This window comes from Pseudomonas sp. C8002, assembly GCF_013385765.1.
Lineage (GTDB): Bacteria > Pseudomonadota > Gammaproteobacteria > Pseudomonadales > Pseudomonadaceae > Aquipseudomonas.
The window spans coordinates 174647-193968 of record NZ_JACAPJ010000012.1 but is presented as its reverse complement, the minus strand read 5'-3'; the positions used below and the strand labels follow the sequence as shown (position 1 = coordinate 193968).

General features: G+C 61.8%; 18 protein-coding genes. 8 read left to right on the top strand and 10 right to left on the bottom strand.

Translation table 11 applies throughout. From position 1 onward, the window contains the following. Positions 1 to 161: 161 nt before the first annotated feature. The 4 genes from HX814_RS18690 to HX814_RS18675 all read right to left on the bottom strand — a co-directional run bounded on the left by HX814_RS18690 (position 162) and on the right by HX814_RS18675 (position 5350). Positions 162 to 782 carry a heme acquisition protein HasA gene (locus HX814_RS18690; RefSeq protein WP_003215551.1) on the bottom strand — a complete coding sequence of 207 codons (621 nt, stop codon included), beginning with the start codon at positions 780 to 782 and terminating at the stop codon, positions 162 to 164. 108 nt (positions 783 to 890) lie between these two features. Then, on the bottom strand, positions 891 to 3641 hold the full coding sequence (locus tag HX814_RS18685) for a TonB-dependent receptor (RefSeq protein ID WP_102369949.1): 2751 nt from the start codon (positions 3639 to 3641) through the stop codon (positions 891 to 893). Positions 3642 to 3775: 134 nt separating this feature from the next. After that, the gene (locus HX814_RS18680; protein ID WP_008436618.1) at positions 3776 to 4765 is read right to left on the bottom strand and encodes a FecR family protein; all 990 of its coding nucleotides are present in this window, start codon (positions 4763 to 4765) and stop codon (positions 3776 to 3778) included. Positions 4766 to 4828: 63 nt separating this feature from the next. Next, positions 4829 to 5350 carry an RNA polymerase sigma factor gene (locus HX814_RS18675; protein WP_177008838.1) on the bottom strand — a complete coding sequence of 174 codons (522 nt, stop codon included), beginning with the start codon at positions 5348 to 5350 and terminating at the stop codon, positions 4829 to 4831. A 205-nt stretch (positions 5351 to 5555) separates the two neighbouring features. Here HX814_RS18675 and aroQ point away from each other — a divergent pair, with 205 nt between their 5' ends. Both aroQ and HX814_RS18665 read left to right on the top strand, forming a co-directional pair. Continuing rightward, positions 5556 to 5996: a type II 3-dehydroquinate dehydratase gene (aroQ, locus tag HX814_RS18670; RefSeq protein WP_003215541.1), complete on the top strand. Its 441-nt coding sequence runs from the start codon at positions 5556 to 5558 to the stop codon at positions 5994 to 5996. Further along, positions 5993 to 6859, top strand: a complete 867-nt coding sequence (locus HX814_RS18665; RefSeq protein ID WP_177008839.1) for a shikimate dehydrogenase — start codon at positions 5993 to 5995, stop codon at positions 6857 to 6859. Before aroQ ends, HX814_RS18665 begins: the two co-directional genes overlap by 4 nt. 122 nt (positions 6860 to 6981) lie before the next feature. Here the strand turns inward: HX814_RS18665 and HX814_RS18660 are convergent, their stop codons facing one another. Both HX814_RS18660 and quiC read right to left on the bottom strand, forming a co-directional pair. Next, positions 6982 to 7647: a TetR/AcrR family transcriptional regulator gene (locus tag HX814_RS18660; protein ID WP_003215538.1), complete on the bottom strand. Its 666-nt coding sequence runs from the start codon at positions 7645 to 7647 to the stop codon at positions 6982 to 6984. A gap of 71 nt (positions 7648 to 7718) precedes the next feature. Beyond that, positions 7719 to 9617, bottom strand: a complete 1899-nt coding sequence (gene quiC, locus HX814_RS18655; protein ID WP_177008840.1) for a 3-dehydroshikimate dehydratase QuiC — start codon at positions 9615 to 9617, stop codon at positions 7719 to 7721. A 254-nt stretch (positions 9618 to 9871) separates the two neighbouring features. Here quiC and HX814_RS18650 point away from each other — a divergent pair, with 254 nt between their 5' ends. Then, positions 9872 to 11206: an MFS transporter gene (locus HX814_RS18650; RefSeq protein ID WP_003215533.1), complete on the top strand. Its 1335-nt coding sequence runs from the start codon at positions 9872 to 9874 to the stop codon at positions 11204 to 11206. A 5-nt stretch (positions 11207 to 11211) separates the two neighbouring features. Here HX814_RS18650 and HX814_RS18645 read toward each other — a convergent pair whose 3' ends face one another. Beyond that, the gene (locus HX814_RS18645; RefSeq protein ID WP_003215531.1) at positions 11212 to 12090 is read right to left on the bottom strand and encodes a DMT family transporter; all 879 of its coding nucleotides are present in this window, start codon (positions 12088 to 12090) and stop codon (positions 11212 to 11214) included. A 186-nt stretch (positions 12091 to 12276) separates the two neighbouring features. On the opposite strand from HX814_RS18645, the gene HX814_RS18640 reads away from it, so the two are divergent. From HX814_RS18640 to HX814_RS18630, 3 genes are all read left to right on the top strand, one after another. Further along, entirely contained in the window at positions 12277 to 12693 is a 417-nt protein-coding gene (locus tag HX814_RS18640; RefSeq protein WP_008436613.1) for a hypothetical protein, read from the top strand. A 115-nt stretch (positions 12694 to 12808) separates the two neighbouring features. Further along, positions 12809 to 13699, top strand: a complete 891-nt coding sequence (locus HX814_RS18635; RefSeq protein ID WP_003215526.1) for a neutral zinc metallopeptidase — start codon at positions 12809 to 12811, stop codon at positions 13697 to 13699. Then, the gene (locus HX814_RS18630; RefSeq protein WP_177008841.1) at positions 13700 to 14677 is read left to right on the top strand and encodes an alpha/beta hydrolase; all 978 of its coding nucleotides are present in this window, start codon (positions 13700 to 13702) and stop codon (positions 14675 to 14677) included. A 134-nt stretch (positions 14678 to 14811) separates the two neighbouring features. Here the strand turns inward: HX814_RS18630 and HX814_RS18625 are convergent, their stop codons facing one another. Genes HX814_RS18625 through HX814_RS18615 form a run of 3 tightly spaced genes read right to left on the bottom strand, consistent with a single transcriptional unit; the run spans position 14812 to position 16876 of the window. After that, positions 14812 to 15399, bottom strand: a complete 588-nt coding sequence (locus HX814_RS18625) for an HAD family hydrolase (protein ID WP_177008842.1) — start codon at positions 15397 to 15399, stop codon at positions 14812 to 14814. Further along, a complete protein-coding gene (gene tesB / locus HX814_RS18620) occupies positions 15396 to 16265 on the bottom strand; it encodes an acyl-CoA thioesterase II (RefSeq protein WP_003215520.1) in 870 nt (289 codons plus the stop codon). The genes HX814_RS18625 and tesB overlap by 4 nt, the downstream gene beginning before the upstream one ends. A gap of 41 nt (positions 16266 to 16306) precedes the next feature. After that, positions 16307 to 16876 (bottom strand): GNAT family N-acetyltransferase, encoded by a 570-nt coding sequence (locus HX814_RS18615; protein ID WP_003215518.1) that lies wholly within the window; start codon positions 16874 to 16876, stop codon positions 16307 to 16309. A 76-nt stretch (positions 16877 to 16952) separates the two neighbouring features. Here HX814_RS18615 and HX814_RS18610 point away from each other — a divergent pair, with 76 nt between their 5' ends. Together HX814_RS18610 and HX814_RS18605 are read left to right on the top strand one after the other, a co-directional pair. After that, on the top strand, positions 16953 to 17873 hold the full coding sequence (locus tag HX814_RS18610; RefSeq protein WP_008436610.1) for a histone deacetylase: 921 nt from the start codon (positions 16953 to 16955) through the stop codon (positions 17871 to 17873). Positions 17874 to 18045: 172 nt separating this feature from the next. Continuing rightward, positions 18046 to 19290, top strand: coding sequence for a TIGR03862 family flavoprotein (locus HX814_RS18605; protein ID WP_177008843.1), 1245 nt, complete (start codon positions 18046 to 18048; stop codon positions 19288 to 19290). Positions 19291 to 19322 lie beyond the last annotated feature (32 nt).

Here is a 19322-nt window from a genome sequence, read left to right as displayed (position 1 = left end):
GGGGAAATCGGGAAGCGCCGCCCGCGTTTGACACGCCGCGCGCCGCTGCGCAGAATTTGTCACCGCCGTCGCCCTGGCCTTCGAAACTCACGGCGACGACGGGGTTTACGCAGCGAATGGGAGAGCGATCTTCCATTCGCTTTTTTCATTGCACAGCCACATCAGGCAGCGAGTGCCCAGTCCTGTGCAACGTCCTGCACGCCTACCAGGGCGACGTCGGTGGTGGTTGCCGTAGCGTGTGCTGCCAGGCCGGCCGAGATCTCGTCGAAGGTGTTGGCGGTGGACAGGCCGAAGTCGTCCAGCAGGTTGTTGAGCACGGTTTCCAGTGCCGAGGTGTTGCCTTGCATCAGGCTGTAGATCACGTTCTGAACGTCGTTGCCGACGCGGCCTGCACCTTGTGCCGCGCTCAAGTCAAGGCCGTTGAAAGCCACTTTGAACGCATCGAGGGTGAAGTCGCTGCCATTGCCGCCGCCCAGGCCGGTGCCCAGTTGAACGTTATCCAGGTTGCCCCACAGGTAGTGGTTTTCGTTGTGGCTGGCTGGCAGCGCCGGGTTGAATACGTAGTGCAGGCCGTTGCTGGTGTTGCTGTCGGCAATGAACGCGTAGTCGGAATTGTTGGCGCCGTGGGTCGAATACTGGTCGCCGCTCAGGGAGCCGTTGCTGAAGCCGCCGGTGTTGCTGCTGCCGTGACCCGCAGTGTTGAACCCCAGTGCCCAGTCGGTCAGGTAGTCCGAGACGGAGTAAGCACCGAGAGCAGCTTCGTAACTAACAGAAATAGTCATCACTTAACCTCGTTATAAACAACACGATTGATCAGCACGCTCATACAGCGCACTTTTTGCCCACCCTTGGGCAAAACCGTTGGTTGATAAAGTGCCGTGGCACCTTGATCAGAACTTGTATTCGAGCATCCCGCTCAACGTTCGCCCGCGCGCCAGGCTCAGGTTATTGGCGTCCCCCATCGCAACGAAGTAGGCCTCATCGGTGGCGTTTTCCAGCGCCAGGGCGATGTTCAATTGGTCGGTCATCCAATAGCTGGCGTACAGGTCATAGAGGGTGTACTGGGGCCATAGCGCCTGGTCGATGAAGTCATAACCTTGTGAGTCGAGGTTCTCGCCATTGCCTGAGCTGTAGCGCACGCGGACGCCCATATCGAGTCGCTTTTCCAGGAAGCGCGCGCCCAGGGTCAGCGAGCCGCGATCAGCCGGCATATAGGTGGCGTTGCCCATGATCCGGCCACAGCTTTCCTTGTTGTTGGCGACATCGTCGTCCAGCACCTCATACGTGGTCACCGGGCGCAGGCCGGTCGTGCCGTTTGGCCGGGTGTAGCGTTCATAGCGTGTGGTGGACGGCCCGTTCTTCTTCGCCCCGCCCATGTAATAGTTCTTCGAGCAGAACTCATTACTGCCGATCATGTGGGTGTAACTAAGGTTGGCGTACGCCCGCCCCATGTCGTAGTTGAGCTGGTACTCCACCCCCCGAAAGCGCGTGGGGTTGGTGTTATTGACGTACGCCATCGTGCCGAGAAAACCGCCGACGGAGGTCTCCGGCAAACTGACGCTGTGATTGAGGAAAGAGAAGTTCTCGATCCGGGTATCGAAGTAAGCCACCTTCATGCCCAGGCGGTCGTCACCGAACAGCAGTCCCTCTTTGAATACGTTCACGCCCATTTCCCAGTCCCGCGACTCTTCGGGTTTCAGGAACGGGTTGGGAAACACCCGCTCTGATGAGCTGCCACCGTGAGGACGCCCGGTCATGAAGGTTTCCGTTACCGCCGGCGGGCGCCAGCCCTTGCCCCAGCGGGCGTAAAGTTGCATCCAGTCCAGCCCCGGCTTTATGCCGATACCGAACGTGGGAGAGAACTGGCCCTCTTCTCTATCAATGTCGAAAACTTCCTCGACACGCTTGGCACCTACCGTGCTGCTGTAGAACCGATCGCGCCGGTACAGCGTCATCCCGGTGACCCCTTCCAGCCGATAGCGGTCGTACCGCAAGCCCGCATCCAGCGTCAGCCAGTCGCCATATTCGTACTGCAGGTTGTTGAACAGGCTGGCGATGGTGCGTTTGCCACCGGGCGTCCCGCCTTCAACGTAAGGCAACAGGCCGGAAAGGTTGGTGGCCTCGACCTTGTTGGTACTGGGCTTGAACTTGTCTTGATACACCTCCACGCCGTAGTTCCAACTCACATGACCCAACGCATCGAAGTCGAACCGCGATGTGTTGTCGCCCTGTACACCCCAGGTATCGGTCTGAAAATGATCCGTGTAGCCCGCCACATAGTTGCCGGAGGTCAGCGACGCGGTGTTGGGCGCATTGTCCCGGTCCATCTGTGTGGTGACGTAGTAGACCTTGGCCTTGAAATCGATCAGCGGGTTATCCGGCGTGTAGCGATAATCCAGTCCGACGTTCCTGGCATTGAGGTTGTTCTTGCTGACGCGCTGGTAGTACACGCTCTGGTTATCCGGGGCGGTGTAGGCCCACGCGTCATTGCTGTCGCTGTCACTTTCCAGGTAGCTCAGTTGCACCCGTTGGTCATTGGGCAGGTTCAGGCCGAACTTGACGATTTGCGAGCGGGTCACGCTGCCGGTGTCACCGACCTCACTGTTCAGCCAATCGTCGAAGGCCGCAGGCTGGGAGTCACGAGCGCGCAAATGAGTGCCCAGTTTCTGGTCGTTGTGGGTACCGGCGCGGTAGTCGCCAAAATGCCGTTCGCTGTACCCCAGCAGCACGTCGCCGCGCTCGTCGCCAAAGGCAAACACACCGCTGCCGTTGAAATAGGTGCCGTTACCCAGTTCACCAATCCCGCTACCGGCACGCAGACGCCCGCCATAGTCCTTGCCATCGGCCAGGAACTCACTGGCCTCCAGGGTCTTGAAGGATGCAATCCCGCCCAACACGGCAGCACCGCCCTGCCCGGACTGGCTGCCCTTGTCGATTTCGATGCTGGAGATGAATTCCGGGTCGATCAACATCGTGCCGTTGCGCTGCTGGTGGCCGTTGACGTTGAAGTTCTGGCGCATGCCGTCGATGTTCATGTTGACCCGGCCGTAGTCCTGCACGCCGCGGATGTTCACCGACAGGCCCGGGTCACGCTGGTTGACGGCGGTGTACACGCCGGCGGTTTCTTCGAGCATGTCGGCGGCGTGGCGTGGTGGGCGTTTGTCGATCTGCTCGCGACTGATCACGGCCACCGAGCGCGGTGTGTCGTACACCCAGTCGCTTGGCTTGCCGTTGGTGTTGCCGGTGATGGTGGTGGTGCCCACGGTCAGCGCACCGTCATGGTCGGCGCCGACGCGAGTCAGCGTCACCTGCCGGTCCCCGGTAAAGCGGTATTCCACCGGTGCACTGCCCACCAATCGGCCGAGGCCTTCCTGGGCGCTGTAACGGCCCTTGAGCGCGGTGCTGGTGAGGCCTTGCAGGCGCGCGCTGTCGAACAACACTTGCAACCCGGCCTGGTCGGCGAACGTCAGTACGGCAAGGCCCAAGGGTTGCGCCGCAATATCAAACGTCAACGTGACAGGCTGTGATTCACCGACTGGCGCCTCGGCGGCCTGCACCTGGCAGGCGGAGGCTAACAGCCCCAGGTGGATGGCAAGGGCCAACCGGCTACCGGTGTTGCGCCCCTTGGTGATTGCAGACATCGACGTTATCCCTTCGCTGACCATTCTTGTTTATGCGAATACTTCTCACTTAACAGGACGTGTCAGGCGTCGGAACTCAGTAAGGTTTTTTTGAAAGTTTTTTCAAAGGGCGTAAACGGGGCCCGGCGACCCCATCAATAGATCAGGCTCAGCCCCGCCAGATCAAAGCGCTGCACCTGTAATTCTTCGGTCAGGGTGCCGAGGGCCGTGTCGAGCATATCGAGGCGGAACACGCCGCTGACTTCACGGGTGCCGAGGTCGGCATTGGTCAGCACCACCTTGCCCGGCCGGTAGCGGTTGAGCTGTTCGATGACCTTGGCCAGCGGCAAGCGGTCGAAGATCAGCACACCGCGACGCCAACTGGTGGCGCGCTCCAGGTCGAAGTCGTCGAGGGCGACCACGCCGTTCTCCGGGCTGTAGCGCGCAGCCTGGCCTTCCTTGAGCACAGTTGCTTTCTGCGGCAGCGCCTGCAGCGTGACGGCCACACTGTGCTGCAACACTCCGACCCAGGCCTGCCGGTCGTCCTCACGCTCGACCACAAACCGCGTGCCCAGGGCACGGGTTTGCCCGCTGGCGCTGTGCACCACGAACGGCCTTTTTTCCTCACCGGCCATGGGCGCCACATCAAAGATGGCCGAGCCTTTGATCAGGCTGATGCGCCGCTGCACACCGTCAAAATCCAGCTTGATCGCACTCGCAGAATCCAGTTGCACGCTGCTGCCGTCCGCCAGGTGCACGGTGCGCACTTCGCCTTTTTGGGTGAAGTAATCGGCCTGCACCTGCAGCAGCGCCTCAGGCCCGCGCACCCAGCCGACGCCCGCCACCACCAGCAACAGCGCAACACTCGCCGCCATGCGCCACGGCCTGCGCCGACGAGGGCCACGCACCGGCGCAGCGGTGGCGGGCGGCCGCTGGCGATGCAGCGTCTCATCGCGATGCACCTCGCCCAGCGCCGCCCACGTCTGCTCGGCAAAACGCAGCGCCGCTTCATGGCGGCTGTCTCTGGCGATCCATTGGCGCAGCTCGGCCTGCTCCTGATCGGTCAGGGCGCCGGCGTGCAGGCGCACCGCCCAATCGGCAGCCGCCTCGGTAATGCTGTGCTGTTGCGGACCCGGGCTATTCACGTGTGAATCTCGAATTTTTCGTTATATAACGCTGTGACGTCTGACCCCAGATTTGTCGGTAATTCATTCGTCGGACGGCCCCGCCTCACCTTCCTGCAAACGCTGCATGACATACGCCAGCGCCTTGGCCAGGTGCTTTTGCACTGAGCTGTCGGAAATGCCCAGGTGGCGCGCGACCTGGGCATGGGTCATGCCCTCGATCCGGTTGAGACGGAAAATCTGCCGGGTACGCTCCGGCAATTCCGCCAGTGCCTGCTTCAATGCCTGCCGCTGTTGCTGCGCCATCGCCTGAGCCTCCAACCCGGCCATTTCATCTTCAATCTCGGCCAGCGCCTCATGGGGCACGGAGTCGGTCTTGCGCCGCGCCTCCTGGCGGATATGGTCGATCAGCAGATTGCCGGCCGTGCGATAGAGATAGCCCTGGGAGTTGTCGATGCGCTCGCCGGCCGGCTTTTGCGCCAGGCGCAGGAAACTCTCCTGCACCAGGTCTGCGGCCAACTGCGGGTCCCGTACCTTGCGTGCGAGATACCCGCGCAGAGTATCGGCGTGCTTGAGAAACAGGCCTTTGAGATCCATGTCCGACAAACCGACTCCCTGGAATGTTAAGGAAACAGGCGGGCATCTTAAGCGTTGTCGAGAATGATTTTCAATTGATATCAACTCTGATCCACACAACGGTGGTTTTCATTCTGCGTTCGGTAATCGAACGGTTCCCACCCACGCGATTGACCAAATTAACCATTCAGTACATTTTATCGACCTACATAAAAACAACAGTGGAGAACCCTCTATGCCGCCCATCGTGCTGGTGCTCAACGGCCCCAACCTCAACCTGCTCGGCACTCGCGAGCCCGCCACTTATGGCCATGAAACCCTGGCCGACCTTGCCGCCCTGTGTGGCCGCAGCGCCGAGCAACTGGGCCTGAAAGTCGAATTCCGCCAGACCAACCACGAAGGCGAATTGCTGGACTGGATCCACGGCGCCCGCGCCCGTTGCGCCGGCATCGTGATTAACCCGGCAGCCTGGACCCACACTTCAGTGGCGATCCGCGACGCACTGGTGGCCAGTGAAGTACCGGTGATCGAAGTGCATTTGTCCAACGTGCATGCCCGGGAAGCGTTCCGTCATCACTCGTTCGTGTCGCCGATTGCCAAGGCGGTGCTGGCCGGGTTTGGCAGCCACGGTTATCACCTCGCCCTCGAACATTTCAGCAAGAACTTGAAGGGATGAGCGCGGTGTCCAAACGTCGAATTCTGGCCGGCCTGATCGGCGCCGGCATTCAGGCTTCCCGCACCCCGGCCTTGCACGAGCGCGAAGGCGATGCACAGGGCTTGCGTTACCTGTATCGCCTGATCGACCTCGACCAGTTGCAGACGGATACCCGCGCCCTGCCCGACCTGTTGATGGCGGCCGAACAGATGAACTTCACCGGCTTGAACATCACCTACCCGTGCAAGCAGGCGATCCTGCCGCTGCTGGATGACCTGTCACCCGAAGCACGGGGCATCGGCGCGGTGAACACCGTGGTGCTTTGCGACGGTAAACGCATCGGCCACAACACCGACTGCCTGGGCTTTGCCGAAGGCTTTCGCCGGGGCTTGAGTGATGTGGCTCGAAAGTTCGTGGTGCAGATGGGCGCGGGCGGCGCCGGGGCGGCAGTCGCCCATGCGCTGCTGGGTGAAGGCGTGGAACGCTTGAGTATTTTCGACATGGACGCCGAACGTGCCCGCAGCCTGGCGAACAACCTCAACCAGCATTTCGGTACCGGCCGGGCGCAGGCCGGCAATGACCTGGAAAGCGCCATGGCCGAGGCCGATGGCCTGGTGAATACCACGCCGATGGGCATGGCCAAGCTGCCGGGCATGCCCGTGCCGTTGGGCACCTTGCGCGCCGACTTGTGGGTAGCGGAGATCGTGTACTTCCCACTGGAAACCGAACTGCTGCGCAACGCCCGCGCCCTGGGTTGCCGCACCCTGGATGGCGGCAACATGGCGGTGTTTCAGGCGGTGAAGGCGTTTGAGTTGTTCACTGGCGAAGTGGCGGATGCAGAGCGCATGCTCGCGCACTTCCAGAGCATGACCACCCAACTGTAGAAACCGGATCAAAAATGTGGGAGCGGGCTTGCTCGCGAATGCGGAGTGTCAGCCACCGGATGTTTTACTGACCCACCGCATTCGCGAGCAAGCCCGCTCCCACATTTTGCTCGGTGTTGAACTCAAGCCTGCAGGTAGCGCAACACCGACTCGCAGATCATCGCCCGATGCCGCTGCTTGACCGCCTCATCCGACAACTCGATCTGAAAGATCTCGCTGAAGGTGTGGCGGTTGGACACCCGGTAAAAGCTGAACGAGTTGATCAGCAGGTGCACGTCCAGCGGCTCCAGCCCTTCCCGGAACAACCCCAACTCGGCGCCCCGGCGCAACGTGGTGCCAAGGGCTTCGAGGATGTTGCTGTTCATCGCCTTGATCGACGTCGACTGCTTTACATACTCGGCGTTGTGGATGTTCTCGATGCTCACGATGCGCACAAAATCCACGTTCTGATCGTGGTGATCAAAGGTGAATTCCACCAGCCGGCGGATCGCTTCCCTGGGCTCCAGGGCCGTCAGGTTCATCCGTGTCTCGGTGTTGCGAATGTCGCCGTAGAGTTTCTCCAGCACCTCGACGTAGAGCTGTTCCTTGCTGCCGAAGTAGTAATAGATCATGCGCTTGGAGGTCTGGATACGCTCCGCGATCGCGTCCACCCGGGCGCCGGAAAGGCCCTGGGTGACAAACTCGACGATGGCTTCCTGGAGAATGTTCTCGCGGGTCTTTTCCGGGTTGTTCTTGCGGCTCTTGCGCGGTGCGGTGGCCGCGGCGGGAAGCTCGGAGGTCAGGGTCATGGTGCGCTCACGGCCTTAGGTGCAGGCGCTGATTATGGGCCGCGCCGCACGCCGAAGGAAGCGCCGGCACCTTACAACCTGGCCTGGCGCACCGCACCGCTGCGGGACTTGGCCATGGCCGCCAGGCGCACCGCCACGTTGGCCGCACCGTAGCCGGCGTAACCGTTCTTGCGCTGGATGATCTCGAAGAAAAACCGGCCCTCGAACGGTTCGGTATAAACGTGAAACAGTTCACCGCCCTGGGCATCGCGGTCGTAGAGGACGTTGTAATACGCGAGCTGGCTGAGGAACTCGTCATCGAAATCAAACCGCGCCGCCAGGTCATCGTAGTAGTTCAGCGGGATATCCAGCAGCGGCACGCCCGCATCCTTGGCCCGGCTGACCTCGGCGAAAATGTCCGCGCAGTCGAAGGCAATGTGGTGCACGCCCGAGCCGCGATAGCTCGACAGCGCGTGGGAAATCGCGGTGTTGCGGTTCTCGGAAATATTCAGCGGCAGGCGAATCGAGCTGCAACGGCTGCGCAGTGCCCGGCTTTTCACCAGGCCATAGGGGTCCGGCAGCACCACTTCGTCGTCGGCTTCGAAATCCAGCAAGCTTTTGTAGAACAACACCCAACTGTCGAGGCTGTCGGCGGGCAAGGCCATGGCCATGTGGTCGATGCGCAGCAGGCCGCCGCTGGCAGCGCTTGCGGGTTGCAGGTTGAAGTCGGTGTCGTAGAGGCCGCCTTCGCTCTGATCGACGAGGTAGATCAGGCTGCCATCCGGTGCACGCACCGCTGCCAGCTCCAGCTCGTTGGGGCCGACCAGCCCACGATACGGCTGGCCCTTGTAGGCCACCGCCCGCTCCAGGGCCTTGGCGCTGTCCTTGACGCGGATCGCCGTGGCGCACAACGACGGGCCGTGGGCCTCGAAGAAGTTATGGGCGAAGGAATAGGGTTCGCAATTGAGGATCAGGTTGATATCGCCCTGGCGCAACAGGCTGACGCTCTTGGATCGATGCTGCCCGGCCTTGACGAAGCCCAGGCGCTCCAGCCATGAAGTGAGCTTGGCGCCGAGGTTTTCATCCACGGCGAATTCGAGGAATTCAATGCCGTCGTATTCGCTGGCGGCCGGGGTTTCAAACAGGATCTCGGGGACCGGCGTCGCTTCTTGCTCCAATCGCTGGCGGGTTTTCTCTTCGAGGTACAGCAGCGAGCGCAGGCCGTCGGCGGCATTCGCCCGGGTCGGCGCGGCGCGGAAGCCGTCGTTGAAGATTTCCAGGGACAACGGCCCGGTGTAGCCACTCTTGATGATCGGGGCGAGAAAGCCCGCCAGGTCGAACTCGCCCTGGCCTGGGAAGCAGCGGAAATGCCGGCTCCATTCCAGTACATCCATCGCGAGGATCGGCGCATCGGCCATCTGCACAAAGAAAATCTTGTCGCCGGGAATCTCGGCAATCGCACTCGGGTCGCCCTTGAGAGACAGGGTGTGGAAGCTGTCGAGCAACACGCCCAGGCTCGGATGATCGATCTTGCGCACCAGGTTCCACACCTGCTGCCAGGTGTTGACGTGCCGGCCCCAGGCCAGCGCTTCATAGCCGATGCGCAAGCCCCGGCGGCCAGCGTGTTCGGCCAGCAGGCTCAAGTCATCCAGCAGAATGCTTTCATCGCCCACGGAATCGGCTGACGCGTTACTGCACACCAGCACCAGGTCGGTGCCCAGCTCCTGCATCAAGTCGAACTTGCGCTCGGCCCGCTCCAGGTTGCGTGTCAGGCGGTCGCGGCGGCAGCCCTCAAAGTCCCGGAACGGCTGGAACAAGGTGATGGCAATGCCGAGGTCGGCGCACATTTGCCTAACTTCACGCGGGCTGCCGTCGTAATACAGCAGATCGTTTTCGAAGATTTCCACGCCATCAAACCCGGCAGCCGCGATGGCTTCGAGTTTTTCCGGCAAGGTTCCGCTCAAGGAAACGGTGGCGATGGAGCGTTGCATGGGGCGACTCCCGGCATTGAGGCATGTCTTGTTTACGGCAAATTATTGGCCGCCAGGTTCATCACAGCAATTGAAATGTACGAACCGGTTAGTTTTATGGGCGATTATCGAACAGAATGGCAATCGGCGAATTGACGATTTTTTAGCCGCTGCGCACCATCGACAGCACATTGAGCCCCGCTTCCATTGAGCGGCCTCGGTTAACCAAGACCCTGAACACACCATAAAAATTTCAAAAAACCGGGTACTTCCTCATGCCTTCGCAAAATCCCGCCGTGGCCGTGGGCCACAGCAATCCCCATAGCGGCATCGGTGACAAAATCCGTGGCGCCATGGCTGTCGGTAAAACCCGCTGGGGCATGCTGGCCCTGGTGTTTTTCGCCACCACCCTGAACTACATCGACCGCGCCGCCCTCGGCGTGATGCAACCGATCCTGGCCAAGGAAATGAGCTGGACGGCGATGGACTACGCCAACATCAACTTCTGGTTCCAGGTGGGTTACGCCATCGGCTTTGTGCTGCAAGGCCGGTTGATCGACCGGGTCGGCGTCAAGCGCGTGTTCTTCTGCGCGGTGTTGCTGTGGAGCCTGGCCACCGGCGCCCATGGCCTGGCCACCTCGGCGGTGGGTTTTATGGTCTGCCGGTTCATTCTCGGGCTGACCGAAGCCGCCAACTACCCGGCCTGCGTCAAGACCACCCGCCTGTGGTTCCCCGCTGGCGAGCGTGCCGTGGCCACCGGGATCTTCAACGCCGGCACCAACGTCGGCGCGATGATGACGCCGATGCTGCTGCCGCTGATCCTCCACGTGTGGGGCTGGCAGGCGGCGTTCCTGTGCATGTCGGCACTGGGCGGGATCTGGCTGGTGCTCTGGGGCTTGAAGTACTACAACCCGGAAGACCATCCAAGCGTGAAGCAATCGGAACTGGACTACGTGCAACAGGAAGTCGAACCGGAACAACCCCGCGTACCGTTCAGCCGGATCCTGCGGATGCGCGGCACCTGGGCCTTCGCCCTCGCCTACTCGATGACCGCGCCGGTGTTCTGGTTCTACCTGTACTGGCTGCCGCCGTTCCTGAATCAGCAATACAACCTGGGCATCAACGTGACCCAGATGGGCATCCCGCTGATCATCATTTACCTGACGGCGGACTTCGGCAGCATCGGCGGCGGGATCCTGTCTTCGTTCCTGATCGGACGCGGGATGAACCCGATCAAGGCGCGGCTGCTGTCGATGTTGCTGTTTGCCTGCTGCATCGTCGGAGTGATCATGGCCGCCGGCTCCAGCCACCTGTGGGTCGCGGTGTTTGCGATTTCCCTGGCCATCGGCGCGCACCAGGCCTGGACCGCCAACATCTGGAGCCTGGTGATGGACTACACGCCCAAGCACATGATGAGTACGGTGTTTGGTTTTGGCGGCATGTGCGCGGCCATCGGCGGGATGTTCATGACCCAAATCGTCGGCCATATCCTGACCGTGACCAACAACAACTACACCGTGCTGTTCACCCTGATTCCGGCGATGTACTTCATCGCGCTGATCTGGATGTACTTCATGGCGCCGCGCAAGATTCCGACCGTCGAGGTCTGAGTTTCCTACCTGCGCCGCTGCTGCCAGGCAGCGGCCAACCCGCTCAGGCAAATCACCCCGATCCCGACCACGGTGGTCAGGTCCGGGGTGTGGTTGAACACCAGCCAGCCCAACAACCCCGCAAACACGATCTGGCAATAGCCGAACGGCGCCAGCAGGGCTGGCGCTGCGAAGCGGAAGGCCTGGGTCAGCATCAAGTGTGCGGTCATCCCGCAAGTGCCCAGCGCCAGCATCAGCACCCCGTGCCACAGGCTCGGCACCTGCCAGAAGAACGGCACCAAGGCGCTCATCACCAAGGTATTGCACAACCCGGCGAAGAAGTTGCTGGTGGTGGGGGTGTCGTACTTGCTGAGGATGCGGGTGAGCAGTTGGTAGAAGCAGAAGAACAACGCCGACGTCAGCGGCAACAACACCGCCGGGGTGAACAGCTCACCCCCCGGGTGCACAATGATCAGCACCCCGATAAACCCGCAAATCACCGCCAGCCATTGGCCGCGGGTCACGTGCTCACCCAACAGCGGCACCGACAACGCGGTGACCAGGATCGGCGCAAGAAAGTTGACCGCCGTGGCCTCGGCCAACGGGATAAAGTGCAGCGCCGCCGTAAAGAACAGACTGGTGCCCAGCAGGCACAACGCCCGCGCCACTTGCAGTAAAGGGCGTTTGCTGCGCAGTACCCGCAGGCCCGATTGCGGCAGGAAGATCCCGGCCATCAACAGCGTGTGCACCAGGTAGCGGGCCCACACCACCATCACGATCGGGTAGAACCCGGCCAGGTATTTGGACAGCGCGTCGTGGCTGGAAAACAGAAAGGTCGCCACCACAATCAGCAAAATGCCTTTGAGCGGGTGGTTGACGCCGGAAAGTGGGGTACTGAGGGTCATTGCATTCTCTTGAGTGGCAGGCTGAAATGACCGCCGCATACCGCGGCATAATCTAGAACGGGTAAAGCGCCTCGCTCAAGAGCATAACCAAACACTGTTCGAACAGCGCACTAAATTGCGGTTTTCCAGTCCAACGCTTCACGCCGCCCCGCCCACTGCGCGTTTTTTAACCAAGGCTTTCTCACCATGAAAAAAACCCTGTTGATTCTTTCGACCCTGACGCTGCTCAGCGCCTGCGACAAGCAAGCCGAGACCGCCAAGGCGCCCGCCCCGCCGTCTGTCCAGGCAACGTTGGTACCGCAAGTGCTGCCCACCGACAAATGGGTCGGCAAGTGGATTGGCGTCGAAGGCCTGAACCTGACCATCGCCAAGGACGACAGCATCGGCCGCGGCCACTATGTACTGACCATGAAATACGGCCTGGATGACGACGATTCCGGCACCTTCAAGGGCCAGGCATCCGAAGACGGCATCACCTTTGAACGCCCGGACGGCCCGCAGATCCTGAGCGCTGGCGACGGCGAAGCCACTGGCCTGAAATGGCTGGCCGACAAGAAGGACTGCCTGATCGTCGACACCGGCGAAGGGTATTGCCGCGACTGACACAAGCTTCATACAGATCGGACGACGCAGCGTTTAGCATCGTCAGACAGCCGGACTGGCGCCAACCCTACACACCAACAACACTGAGCTGCAGGTTCACAAAGAGGATTGCCACATGCTATGGAAAAAAGGCCGACGCAGCGACAACGTGGTAGACGCCCGCGATGACAGCGGCGGCGGTGGCGGTGGCATGCGTTTTGGGGGCGGCAAGGGCCTGAGCCTGACGGCCATCGTGCTGATCGTCGGCATCGGCTGGCTGACCGGCCAGGACCCGATGCAGATCCTCGGGCAACTCAGCGGCCAGCTCACCGAGCAAGCGCCCTCCGTCAGCCCGCAAACCCGCCAGGCGCCGCCGGCCAATGATGAACAAGCCGACTTCGTGCGCGCCGTACTCGGCGACACCGAAGACACCTGGGCCCAGGTGTTCCAGGAAAACGGCCTGACCTACAAGAACCCCAAACTGATCCTGTTCCGTGGCCGGGTGAACTCCGCCTGCGGTGGCGCCACGTCCGCCAGCGGGCCGTTCTATTGCCCGGCAGACCAACAGGTATACCTGGACCTGGATTTCTTCCGGGAAATGTCCCAGCGCTTCAAGGCCGCCGGCGACTTCGCCCAGGCCTACGTGATCGCTCATGAAGTCGGACATCACGTGCAGACGCTGCTGGGCATCTCGGCGAAGATTCAGGCAGCCCGCCAGCAAGGCCGGCAGATGCAAGGCGACGGCGGCCTGCTGGTGCGCCAGGAGCTGCAAGCCGACTGCTTCGCCGGGGTGTGGGCCAACCGCGCGCAAAAGCGCCTGAACTGGCTGGAGCCCGGCGACATTGAAGAAGCACTGAATGCGGCCAACGCGATTGGCGATGACCGCTTGCAGCAACAGGGCCAGGGCCGCGTGGTGCCTGACTCGTTTACCCACGGCACCTCGGCACAGCGGGTTCGCTGGTTCAAGACCGGCTTCGCCCAGGGCCAGATCACTCAATGCGACACCTTTACCGCCAAGAGCCTTTAAATGAATAAACGACTGGGTCTGCTGTTAGGTTTGTTGATCACCTGTTCCTCCTCCACCTGGGCTGCCGAACATGGCGTCAAGGTGGTCAGTCCCGATCGTTTTCACCTGGATGCCGGCGACCTGAGCGTCGGCTTGAGCCAGGACTGGCGCCAGCCGCTGCCTCAAGTTACCCGCGCGCTGATCATCGTGCATGGTCGCCTGCGCAACGCGATGACCTACCTGGACAGCGGCGAAAAAGCGGCCGAAGCCGCAGGACAAAACGCCAATACCCTGGTGATTGCGCCACAGTTCCTCAACCAGACCGACCTCAAGCGCAACCAGATCGACAGCCAGACCCTGCGCTGGAACAGTAACGACTGGATGGCCGGCGAGCCGTCCACAGGCCCGGGCCAGATCAGCTCCTACGGCGCGCTGGACCAGATCATCAAGCACCTGGGCAACCGCAAGCTGTTCCCGAACCTGAAGGAAATCGTGGTGGCCGGCCATTCCGGTGGCGGCCAAGTGGTGCAGCGTTTTGCGCTGACCGGGCATGATCACCCGCTGCTGCAAACCGAGGGCATCAGCCTGCGTTATGTGGTGGCCAACCCGTCGTCCTACGCGTACTTCAGCCCACAGCGTCCGGTGAAATTCGATGTTGCCAGTTGCCAGGGCTTCAACGACTGGAAGTACGGCATGCAAAACCTGCCGGCCTACGCCAAGGGGCAAAGTGCCGAGCAGCTGGAGCAGGCTTACGTCTCGCGTAATGTCACTTACTTGCTGGGCCAGCAGGACACCGACCCGAATCACCCGGCGCTGGACAAGAGCTGCGGCGCTGAAACCCAGGGCGCGTATCGCTTGATTCGCGGGCACAATTATTTTGACTACCTCAAGCAACGGCACCCGCAGTTGGGCCACAAGCTGGTGGAAGTGCCGGGGGTTGGGCATAACGGGGACAAGATGTTTACGTCGCCTGAGGGGCAGAAAGTACTGTTCCAATAACCACTGAAGAAACCGGATCAAAAATGTGGGAGCGGGCTTGCTCGCGAATGCGGTGGATCAGTCAGCCTATGTATTGACTGACACACCGCATTCGCGAGCAAGCCCGCTCCCACATTGGATTTTCATCGACCGGACTAAATCATCCGGCGCAATACCGCGCAATCTTCAGCATGCCAATCCGCCAGATCCGGCCACGGGTTTTCCGGCAGATTGACCAGCACAGTCTTCGTCCCCGCCGCCCGCCCGCAATCCAGATCAAACCGGTAATCACCGACCATCACCATCTCTTGCGGCGCCACTTCCCACGCTCGCGCCAGCTTCAACAAACCACCCGGGTCAGGCTTGGGCGGCGCATCATCACGCCCCAACACATCCTCGGCTGCAAAGCAGTCCGCCAGGCCGATCGCCTGCAATGTCACATGGGCCAGCTCCCGTGCATTGCGCGTCAGGATGCCCAGGCGATAACCCCGCCCGGCCAATTCCCGCACCAACTCCACGGCACCGGTAGCGGCTACCGAACCCAGCGCCAGCTCACGCTCATGCGCAAGCAACCACGCATGCTTGGCCGCTGCTTCATCGGCGGGCAACGCCGCCAGGTGCGTAAGAATGTCGTCAGTCGCCGGAATATCCAGCGCCACGCGGATCGCCGCAAAATCATGCACGGCCACCGTCAGGGTGCCATCCATGTCGAACACCCAGTGCTTCACATCACTGAGGCTCATGCCCAATCCTTGCGATGACGAATCAAGCCTTCCTGGGTAACCGATGCCACCAGTTGCCCGGCGCGGTTGTACACGCTGCCCCGGGAGAACCCACGGGAATTGCCGGCCCATGGGCTGTCCATGGCGTAGAGCAACCAGTCATCGGCACGCAGGTCGGCGTGGAACCACAGCGCGTGGTCGAGGCTGGCGACTTGCATGTCTTTCTGCCACACGGTCTTGCCGTGGGGCAGCAGCGAGGTGGTCAGCAGGCCGAAGTCCGAAGCGTAGGCCAGCAGGTATTTGTGCAGCGCCGGCGAGTCGGCCAGGGCGCCGTCCGCACGAAACCACACGTATTTGACCGGGTCGGACGGCTGCGGGTTGTACGGGTCTTTCTCGGTCACCGGCCTTACTTCGATCGGCTTGGGGCACAGCAGCTTTTCGCGCATGTGCTCGGGAATCAGGTGCGCACGCTGCTGGGTCAGTTCCAGCTCCGAGGGCAGGTTTTCCGGACCAACCACCACAGGCATGGTGGTCTGGTGCTCGAAGCCTTCTTCGTCGTACTGGAACGAAGCGCTGCAGGTGAAGATCGGGTTGCCCTTCTGGATCGCCGTCACCCGGCGCGTGCTGAAACTGCCGCCATCGCGCACCCGGTCAACCGAATACACCACCGGCAACGCCGCATCGCCGGGGCGCAGGAAGTAACCGTGCAACGAATGCACATGCCGCGCCTCTTCAACGGTCTGGCTGGCCGCCGACAGCGACTGGCCGAGCACCTGGCCGCCGAACAGCTGGCGAAAGCCCAGGTCCTGGCTGCGGCCGCGAAAGAGGTTTTCCTCGATCGGTTCCAGGGTCAGCAGGTCCACCAGATCTTCCAACACTTGGCTCATAGAGCATCTCCTACAACAATCTATTGGGCATTCCGGGCTGCTTATCCGTGCAGCGTGTCCAACCATTGGGCGCGGGTGATGCGATACAACACATGATGCCGCAAGGGGTCATCCGCTGCGACCTTGGGGTGTTCAAAATCTGCCAGGGGATCGTAATGCATACCGATGGCCTGCATGACTTTTTGTGATGGCAGATTGGCTTCAGTGGTAAACGAAACGATTTCGTCCAGCTTCAGCCGGTCGAAACCACAGCGCAGGGCAGTCCAGGCGGCTTCGCTGGCGTAACCCAGGCCCCAGTGTTCCCTGGCCAGGCGCCAGCCGATCTCCACCGCCGGAGTGAACGGGGCCTCGAAGCTCACATTCAGCAAGCCGGTGAGGCCGATGAACTCGCCGCTGTCCTTGCGCTGCAAGGCCCACAGGCCAAAACCGTACTCGGCAAAATGGCCGCGAATACGTCCGATCAGCGCAGCACTTTCCAGGCGGCTCAAGGTGGCCGGGAAATACCGCATCACCTGCGGGTCGGCGCACATGCGCGCAAACTCCGGCAAGTCGGCATCGCTCCATTGGCGCAGCACCAGGCGTGCGCTTTCCAATTGCAGTATCGGCTCCATTGGTCCCCCTCCCTTGCCATGTGCGTGAGTGTAACGCGCTGTTAAGATCCGTCGCTGGTTCCCGTCAGAAATCGCCATGCCCTTGCCATTGATCTACCACGACGACTACAGCCCCGAGTTCCCGGCAGACCACCGCTTCCCCATGGATAAATTCCGCCTGCTGCGTGACCACCTGGTGGAGAGCGGCCTGACACGGGACAGCCAACTGCTGCGCCCGGAACTCTGCCCCGCCGAGATTCTGGCCCTGGCCCATGAACCTGGGTATATCGAACGCTACATGAGCGGCGAGTTGTCGCGCGAAGACCAACGGCGCCTTGGCCTGCCTTGGAGCGAAGCCCTGGCCCGGCGCACCGTGCGCGCGGTGGGCGGCTCGTTGCTGGCCGCCGAGCAGGCCCTGGAGCACGGCCTGGCCTGCCACCTGGCCGGCGGCACCCACCACGCCCACTACGATTACCCGGCGGGTTTCTGCATCTTCAATGACCTGGCCGTGATCAGCCATTACCTGCTGGCCAGCGGGCGGGTCAACCGGGTGCTGATCTTCGACTGCGATGTGCACCAGGGCGACGGCACCGCACGCATCCTCCACGACACCCCGGATGCAATCACCGTGTCCCTGCACTGCGAAAAGAACTTCCCCGCGCGCAAGGCGCAAAGCGACTGGGACATCCCGCTGCCCATGGGCATGGGCGACGCGGACTACCTCAAGGTGGTCGACGATGCCCTCAACTACCTGCTGCCGCTGTATCAGCCCGACCTGGTGCTGTATGACGCCGGCGTGGATGTGCACAAGGACGACGCCCTCGGCTACCTCAAGCTGACAGACCAAGGCGTCGCCGCCCGCGATGAAAGCGTGATGCGGCACTGCCTGGGCCGCGATATTCCGGTGGTCGGGGTGATCGGCGGCGGCTACAGCAAAGACCGCCCTGCCCTGGCCCGTCGCCACGGGATCCTGCACCACAGCGCGCAGCGCGTCTGGACATCATCAGGCTGTCATTGAGTTATGCGCGTTACCCACAATCGCTGTGGAACTGCCTGTGGATAACCTGAGTGAAAGCCCCTACAGGCCATAAGCCGCCTGGCCTGCAGAAGGCTGTATGTTTTTTGATCAGGCAGCATGAGCATCCTCGGGTAGAATGCTCGGCCTACTTTGCCGAACCGCAGTTATCCCCATGCCCCAGACTCAAACCCCATCTCAACACGTCATCATCATCGGCGGCGGCCCGGCCGGGCTGATGGCCGCCGAAGTGTTGAGCCAGGCCGGGATCCGGGTCGACCTGTACGACGGTATGCCCTCGGTAGGCCGCAAGTTCCTGCTGGCGGGCGTGGGGGGCATGAACATCACCCATTCCGAACCGTACCCGGCGTTTCTGGCGCGCTATGCCGAACGGGCGCCGTGCATGGCGCCGTTGCTGCGCCAGTTCGGTGCCGATGCGTTGTGCGAATGGATACACGGGCTGGGGATTGAAACCTTTATCGGCAGCTCCGGCCGGGTGTTTCCTACTGACATGAAAGCCGCCCCGCTGCTGCGGGCCTGGCTCAAGCGCCTGCGCGACCAGGGCGTAGTTATCCACACCCGCCATCGCTGGCTGGGCTGGAATGCCGACGGCAGCCTGCTTATCCACAGCCCCGAGGGCGACAAAAGCGTATGCGGTGATGCGGTGTTGCTGGCCTTGGGCGGCGGCAGTTGGTCGCGCTTGGGCTCGGATGGGGCGTGGCTGAAGTTGCTGGAAGACAAAGGCGTGCCTTACGCGGCGTTGCAACCGAGCAACTGTGGCTTCGAGGTGTCGGCCTGGAGCGAGTTGATGGTCAGTAAATTCGCCGGGGCACCGCTGAAAAACGTCGCCATTGGCCTGGCAGACGACAAGCCACGGCTGGGGGAATGTGTGGTCACCGCCACGGGCATCGAAGGCAGCCTGATCTATGCGTTGTCGGCACCGATTCGTGAGGCGATCAACCGGGATGGATCGGCCACGGTGCACATTGACCTGTTGCCGAGTAAGCCACTGGACAAGGTGATCGCAGCGCTGAGCAAGCCGCGCGGCTCACGCTCGATGAGCAAGCATTTGCACAGTCAGTTGGGATTGGATGGGGTGAAGGCGGCGCTTTTGCGCGAGCTGTCACCGGCGGAGCACTTCAATGATCCGGCGCAGCTGGCGGTGGATATCAAGGCGCTGCCGCTGACGCTGGTGAAAACCCGGCCAATGGATGAAGCCATCAGTACCGCAGGCGGCGTGCCGTTTGAGGCGCTGGATGAACGCTTGATGATCAAGCAATTGCCGGGCGTTTTTTGCGCAGGCGAGATGCTGGACTGGGAGGCGCCGACGGGCGGGTATTTGCTGACGGGGTGTTTTGCCAGCGGGCAGGCGGCAGGGCGCGGTGTTCTTGAGTGGTTGAGGCCGGCCACCCCGGCATGACCCACTCACCCCATCACCGCCCGGCAGCAAAG

Coding starts and splice junctions, on each gene's coding strand:
- HX814_RS18625 (WP_177008842.1), bottom strand. CDS start 15,399: ATGAGCCTCAGTGATGTGAAGCACTGGGTGTTCGACATGGATGGCACC.
- HX814_RS18610 (WP_008436610.1), top strand. CDS start 16,953: ATGCCCTTGCCATTGATCTACCACGACGACTACAGCCCCGAGTTCCCG.
- HX814_RS18685 (WP_102369949.1), bottom strand. CDS start 3,641: ATGTCTGCAATCACCAAGGGGCGCAACACCGGTAGCCGGTTGGCCCTT.
- HX814_RS18645 (WP_003215531.1), bottom strand. CDS start 12,090: ATGACCCTCAGTACCCCACTTTCCGGCGTCAACCACCCGCTCAAAGGC.
- HX814_RS18605 (WP_177008843.1), top strand. CDS start 18,046: ATGCCCCAGACTCAAACCCCATCTCAACACGTCATCATCATCGGCGGC.
- HX814_RS18635 (WP_003215526.1), top strand. CDS start 12,809: ATGCTATGGAAAAAAGGCCGACGCAGCGACAACGTGGTAGACGCCCGC.
- HX814_RS18665 (WP_177008839.1), top strand. CDS start 5,993: ATGAGCGCGGTGTCCAAACGTCGAATTCTGGCCGGCCTGATCGGCGCC.
- HX814_RS18650 (WP_003215533.1), top strand. CDS start 9,872: ATGCCTTCGCAAAATCCCGCCGTGGCCGTGGGCCACAGCAATCCCCAT.
- tesB (WP_003215520.1), bottom strand. CDS start 16,265: ATGAGCCAAGTGTTGGAAGATCTGGTGGACCTGCTGACCCTGGAACCG.
- aroQ (WP_003215541.1), top strand. CDS start 5,556: ATGCCGCCCATCGTGCTGGTGCTCAACGGCCCCAACCTCAACCTGCTC.
- HX814_RS18690 (WP_003215551.1), bottom strand. CDS start 782: ATGACTATTTCTGTTAGTTACGAAGCTGCTCTCGGTGCTTACTCCGTC.
- HX814_RS18640 (WP_008436613.1), top strand. CDS start 12,277: ATGAAAAAAACCCTGTTGATTCTTTCGACCCTGACGCTGCTCAGCGCC.
- quiC (WP_177008840.1), bottom strand. CDS start 9,617: ATGCAACGCTCCATCGCCACCGTTTCCTTGAGCGGAACCTTGCCGGAA.
- HX814_RS18630 (WP_177008841.1), top strand. CDS start 13,700: ATGAATAAACGACTGGGTCTGCTGTTAGGTTTGTTGATCACCTGTTCC.
- HX814_RS18615 (WP_003215518.1), bottom strand. CDS start 16,876: ATGGAGCCGATACTGCAATTGGAAAGCGCACGCCTGGTGCTGCGCCAA.
- HX814_RS18660 (WP_003215538.1), bottom strand. CDS start 7,647: ATGACCCTGACCTCCGAGCTTCCCGCCGCGGCCACCGCACCGCGCAAG.